4 protein-coding genes and 1 tRNA gene are annotated in these 6,047 nt (G+C 44.1%); 2 read left to right on the top strand and 3 right to left on the bottom strand.

The annotated features are described in order from the left end of the window. Positions 1-104 precede the first annotated feature (104 nt). Positions 105-182: transfer RNA gene (locus KGY70_15720), tRNA-Pro, on the top strand. Positions 183-294: 112 nt separating this feature from the next. Here the strand turns inward: KGY70_15720 and ilvN are convergent. The 3 genes from ilvN to KGY70_15705 form a co-directional block, all read right to left on the bottom strand. Next, positions 295-825 carry an acetolactate synthase small subunit gene (gene ilvN, locus KGY70_15715; protein ID MBS3776644.1) on the bottom strand — a complete coding sequence of 177 codons (531 nt, stop codon included), beginning with the start codon at positions 823-825 and terminating at the stop codon, positions 295-297. 21 nt (positions 826-846) lie between these two features. Continuing rightward, positions 847-2,553, bottom strand: coding sequence for a biosynthetic-type acetolactate synthase large subunit (gene ilvB, locus KGY70_15710; GenBank protein ID MBS3776643.1), 1,707 nt, complete (start codon positions 2,551-2,553; stop codon positions 847-849). Between the two features lie 295 nt (positions 2,554-2,848). Further along, positions 2,849-3,553 (bottom strand): methyltransferase domain-containing protein, encoded by a 705-nt coding sequence (locus KGY70_15705; GenBank protein MBS3776642.1) that lies wholly within the window; start codon positions 3,551-3,553, stop codon positions 2,849-2,851. Positions 3,554-3,708: 155 nt separating this feature from the next. On the opposite strand from KGY70_15705, the gene KGY70_15700 reads away from it, so the two are divergent. Then, positions 3,709-6,047 (top strand): carbohydate-binding domain-containing protein (locus tag KGY70_15700; protein MBS3776641.1); only part of this gene is annotated, 2,339 nt, incomplete at its 3' end.

Raw genomic sequence — 6,047 nt, 5'->3', positions numbered from 1 at the left:
TGTGGAGATAAAAAAATCGTCCCATAAATTATAATTTGCGGGACGATTTTTTATATATTTGCGTTCTGATAAACGGTGCCATCAGAAAACGGCACCAAAACACTCGGGATGTAGCTCAGACCGGTTAGAGTACGTGTCTGGGGGACACGGGGTCGCCAGTTCGAATCTGGCCATCCCGACCAGAAGAAAAAGCCTTTTCGCGTTTAGCGAGAGGGCTTTTTTCATGCGACAATCCACCAACCGAGATCGCGAAAGCAATCTGCCGGAATGCAGGGAATGAAGAAGCCATCTTTATTATGCATATTCATCCCTTGGAAGCTCATTCAAATAGGTAGACAACTCCTTTCTTTGTTTGGTGATGGGTATACTGCCAGAGCGAACAAACTGAAGAATGCCAAAAGGCTCTAAAAGGTCATAGATTTTTTCTGTATCTTCCACGTGGCCGGTTTTTTCTATGACCACAAAATCGCTCTGTACATCCACCATCCGGGCATCGTATTCGCGGAGCAACTGTTCCAGATTTTCCTCAATAGCTGTTTTGAGGGGTATTTTATAAAGGGCTATCTCTCTGGAAACAACTTCATCGTTCGTATAATATTCGGCCCGCATCACTTCAGAAACTTTCTCTATCTGGGCCACTACTTTTTCTACCTGCTCACGGGTTTCATAGACCACGATATTAAAGCGGTGGATACCCTTTACTTCAGTGGAAGAAACCGTAAGGCTTTCAATATTGATATGCCTGCGGGTGAAGATGATGGTGATGCGGTTAAGCAAACCGATATGGTTTTCAGAAAATGCGATTATGGTAAACAATTCTTTCATGGTTATTTGAGGCTTTTGTGGTTATTGGTCTTCATGAAGTACGATTTCATCAACGGCCTTTCCGGGATAGATCATCGGGAATACATTGGCTTCTTTCTCGATGCTTACTTCCAGCAGATAAGGTCCTTCATGGGAAAACATCTCTTCTATAGTATTATCCAGTTGATCGCGTTCACGGACCCATTTGCTTTCTATCCCAAACGATTTTGCCATCATGGGAAAGTCCGGAGTTGGCATGGTCGTTTGGGCATAACGCTTGTCGTTGAACAGATTCTGCCACTGTCGGACCATACCCAGGAAATTGTTATTGAAAATAATGATTTTGACAGGTAGCTGATATTGTACCACTGTTCCCAGCTCCTGGGCGGTCATCTGGAATCCGCCGTCTCCGGTGAATAGGACCACTGTTTTGTCGGGCTTTCCTACCTGTGCTCCCACAGCCGCAGGCAGTCCAAAACCCATGGTTCCGAGCCCTCCTGAAGTGATCAGTGTGTTGGGATTTTTGAATCCATAGTACCGGGCTGCCATCATCTGGTTTTGTCCGACATCGGTAACAACAATGGCTTCCCGTTTGGTGAGTTGTGAAACTTTACTGATCACCTCACCTGCCCTTAAATGACCATTTTCAGGATAAAGCTCAGGGGCAATCACTTTTTCTTTTTCCATTTCATTCAGCCTCTTGAATTCCTGGCGCCATTCAGAGTTGCAGGTATAGTATTGTGCCGGTACAATCTGCTGCAAAAAATCTTTGATATCAGCATGAATGGCCAGATCGGCCTTCACGTTCTTATTCAGTTCGGCTTTGTCAATATCAACATGAATGATTTTGGCATTGGGTGCGTATCGGCTAATATCACCCGTAACACGGTCATCAAAGCGCATTCCTGCAGCGATGATCAAATCTGCCTCGTTGGTAAGCTTATTGGGCGCATAATTGCCATGCATCCCCAACATACCGACAAAACAAGGATGTTCTTCATCAATGACTGATTTGCCCAACAGGGTCACTGCCGTTGGTATTTTGGTTTTATCCACAAACTCCATCAACTCATCCCGCGCGTTGGCAATCAATATTCCGTGTCCGGCAAGCAGCAGGGGCTTTTTTGATTGGCTCATCATGTCAAGAGCCTGTTGAACCTGGTTTTTGTCAAGCGTTGGTTTAGGATTATAAGATCGAATGGACTTAATTCTTTTATAGTGGAAATCAAATTCCTGTATCTGTGCATCTTTGGTTATATCCAGCAAAACAGGTCCGGGTCTGCCGGATTTAGCAAAATAAAATGCTTTGGCCACTGCCTCAGGAATTTTTTCAGCCGAGGTAATCTGATAATTCCATTTGGTGACCGGCATGGAAAGGCTAATCATATCGGTTTCCTGAAAAGCATCGGTACCCAGTAAACCGGAGGGCACCTGGGCAGTAATGAAAACTACAGGAATGGAATCGAGGTTTGCATTGGTAATGCCTGTCATCAGGTTGGTGGCTCCGGGTCCTGAAGTGGCAAAACAAACGCCCGGTTTACCTGTGACCTGGGCATAGGCCTGGGCTGCATGTGCCGCACCCTGTTCATGCCGCACAAGAATGTGATTAAGCAAATCATGCTTATCATACATCTTATCGTACATGGGCATGATGGCCCCGCCGGGATAACCGAAAATCGTATCAACCTTTTCCCTGATCAATGACAGGAGAAGCGCTTCCGCACCGCTGACTCTGGTTTTTTCTTCCATCTTTTCTTTGTATTTAAATTTTTTATTCAAATGCAAAGCTAAAATGGAAGGGGGGATTATTAAAGACAAAATATTATGATAATACGATCTTTAAGAAGACCCTCCCTGGAATCAATCCTCTGATTATAAAGGAAATTATATCTTGTTGAAACCAATATTTTTCCAATGACAAGCGGATAAAATCAGGTACTATTTAACCCGAATAAATCAAAAACATTTGAAACAGGCGATTATTAAAATCGGTGATAAAATAGTTTGGATGATGGGCAATGAAGCTTCTTATCCTAAATTATAATTACGTGTTGGTTTCCGGTGGTTTTAGACCGACAACAATTTCCATTGGTATACCAAGTAAATTCACTTTCTTTTTATCATCAATCCTGAACCCGGCATCCTTTAATGTCTGTTCAAGATGAATCGGCCTACAATCGACATATTTCGGAAATTTTTTATGTGCCCACTCATATAATCTCAATAAAATTGACGGCTTATGCTCTTTTGACATACCCACAACTCCGACTCTGCCATTGGATTTTAAAACCCTGGTGATTTCATTAAGCACTTTCGGTATTTCAGGTGTATCGAAAAGTTCAAGGGTAAAGCTCATGAAAACCGCATCAAATTTATTGTCTTCGTAGGGCATTTTTGATGCATCTCCACAGTTGAGTTCTACTCTATCCAACAGACCGGCTTTTTCAATTCTCCTCCTGCTGACTTCCATCATCCCGGAAGAAATGTCAATACCATACACCTTACCTTTCTCCCCCACTGCCTCAGCCATTTGCTTCAAACAATGTCCGGTTCCAAAGCCGATCTCCAGGACGCTTTCCCCTCTCCCAATGTTCAAACGTTTCAATGCAATGTTTCTATATTTTCTCACGAAGATTCCTTCGAAATAATCGTAAAACCGACTTATCCTATCATAACCTTCCTTTGCCTGAGCCTTGGTTCTATATACTCTTAATACCTTGTTATTTCCCTCTTGCCAGTTAAAAGTCATAAATATTTGTTAAGAAGTTTGTGTGCTGTCTTCAAAGATAATGAAAAGGGCAGGATTTGTTTATCATTCCAAACGTACCGTAATTCAAATTAATTGAAATAAGTCTTTAGAAATTCAATCTGAAATCACTAATTTCGGCAAAAATTATTACGAACATGAAATGCAGAATAATGAAGACAATTAATGCTTTAGCCTTTCTCTTAACATTGGGGGTTTTGGGAGCGTGTACCGACAGTAAAACCGGAGATCAACTGCCTTCTCAGGAGGCGCTCCATGTTTCCTGGGAACTCGTGAGTGATTTTAATCAGCAGCACCAAATCAGCAAACAACGCTTTACCATTGAAAACACCGGGAAAGTAACCCTGGGCCCGGATAATTGGGTCATGTACTACAGTCAGTTGCCCCGCAGCGTAAGTCAGAATGATGCTGCACCGGCCCGCGTGGAGCATATCAGCGGCGACTGGTTTAAGCTTACACCGAAAGAAGATTTTTCACTGGAACCGGGCGAAACCATTGAAATCCCTTACCAGTGCAGTGGCATGCTGTTGAAGGAATCCGATGGGCCCCTGAACCCTTACTTTGTTTTTCTGGATGAAGAAGGCAACGAAAGGGGAATTGTGGATGTAAAAAATTACAACTTAAAACCGCTGACATGGCTTAAAAATTATGAACCCCCGGTTGATCTGCCCTATCCGGCGCCCACCGCTCAAAAGCGTTACGAGGATAATAAAGGGATAACAGAAATACGCGACAGCGAAACAACCTCTGTGATTCCTTCTCCCAAAAAAATACAAAGCAAAGGAGGAAAAACGATCCTCAACGGAAACATGCCAATTTTTCACGAGGAAGGGCTGGAAAACGAAGCGGAATATCTGGCAACGCGTTTTAAAAGCATTTTGGGCAGCAAACCGGAAACGACCACACAAATACCCTCAGCTCACCCCTACATTTCTCTTCAGATAGATGACAAACTGACGGTCAACGGGAAGCAAAAAGAAGCCTATCGTTTGACTACAGCCCAAGACATAAAAATAACGGGTAATGACCAGGCAGGGGTATTTTACGGGATACAGAGCCTGATGGCCTTAATACCTGCTGAAGCTTATGAAAAGCCTTCTCCTGATACTGAAATTACATCCTTAACCATGGAAGATGCCCCAAGATTTTATTACAGGGGACTGCACATCGATGTGGCCCGAAATTTTCAAACAAAAGAAGAAATATTTAAGATGCTGGACCTGATGGCATCCTATAAACTGAATGTATTGCAACTGGTGCTCACCGAAGACGAAGGCTGGCGGTTGGAGATCGAAGCACTCCCCGAATTGACCGAAGTAGGTTCGAAACGCGGACATACGCTTGAAGAAAAGGAGCATCTGCATCCTTCCTATGGTTCCGGGCCCTATGTTGAAAACAAATACGGCACAGGATACTACACCCGGCAGGATTATATCGACATCCTCACCTATGCCCAAAAAAGACACATAAAGGTTATTCCCACTGTTAATTTTCCGGCCCATGCACGTGCTGCCATCAAGGCCATGGAAGCCCGTTACGACAGTTTAATGGAGGAGGGAAAAGAAAAAGAAGCTGAAAAATACCGGCTGATTGATCCCAATGATACTTCAACATATACCTCTGCGCAGCGCTATCATGACAACGTGGTATGCGTTGCCAGGCAATCGGTATACAATTTCTATGAAACAGTGGTGGATGAGATCAAGGAAATCTATGATGAGGCCGGTGTGCCATTTGATTTCATTCATACAGGCGGCGATGAAGTTCCCGAAGGGGCCTGGGCCGGCTCCCCCTTGTGCAGAGAATTACTGGATTCATTACCTGATTTAGACGACCCGAGAAACCTGCAGACCTACTTCTTTGATAAAACAGTGGAAATGTTGGGCAAAAAACAATTAAAAACCGGAGGCTGGGAAGAAGTGGCCCTAAAAAAAGGCACACAGGGTGATTTTCAGATCAATTCCAATTATACCGACAAGAATGTAGTACCTTACGTGTGGAACAGCCTCGGCGATGCATTGAACCTGGGCTACAGGATGGCAAACAGAGGTTACCCGGTTGTATTGTGCAACGTGCAAAACCTTTACTTTGATCTGGCTTACAACCCGGCACCCTATGAACCCGGCCTGTATTGGGGAGGTTTCGTGAAAACGAGGGATGCCTGGGAGTTTGCCCCATTTGATTTATTTAAGACCATCGATCCGGACGACGAAAGGTTTCAAAGTATGGAACGGCTGAAGCCGGACGCCAGGAAAAACATAGTGGGTCTGCAGGGCCAGCTCTGGGGAGAAACCATCAAAGGCGGGGATATGCTGGAATATTATACCCTGCCAAAACTACTTGGGCTTGCTCAAAGAAGCTGGTCGGAAGGCCGGTGGGAAAAACCGGACAACACCGAACAACGTGAGGAAAGCAAAGAAAATTCCTGGAACCGTTTTGCTTCCGCAATGGCAAAACAGGAATTGCCAAAATTGAA

The sequence above is a fragment of the Bacteroidales bacterium genome (assembly GCA_018334875.1).
Taxonomy (GTDB): domain Bacteria; phylum Bacteroidota; class Bacteroidia; order Bacteroidales; family UBA12077; genus JAGXLC01.
This window is presented reverse-complemented; position numbering and strand designations above follow the sequence as displayed.

Bases quoted from the DNA above. Each gene is read 5' to 3' on its own strand.
- KGY70_15705 (MBS3776642.1), bottom strand. From the start codon at position 3,553: ATGACTTTTAACTGGCAAGAGGGAAATAACAAGGTATTAAGAGTATAT.
- ilvB (MBS3776643.1), bottom strand. From the start codon at position 2,553: ATGGAAGAAAAAACCAGAGTCAGCGGTGCGGAAGCGCTTCTCCTGTCA.
- ilvN (MBS3776644.1), bottom strand. From the start codon at position 825: ATGAAAGAATTGTTTACCATAATCGCATTTTCTGAAAACCATATCGGT.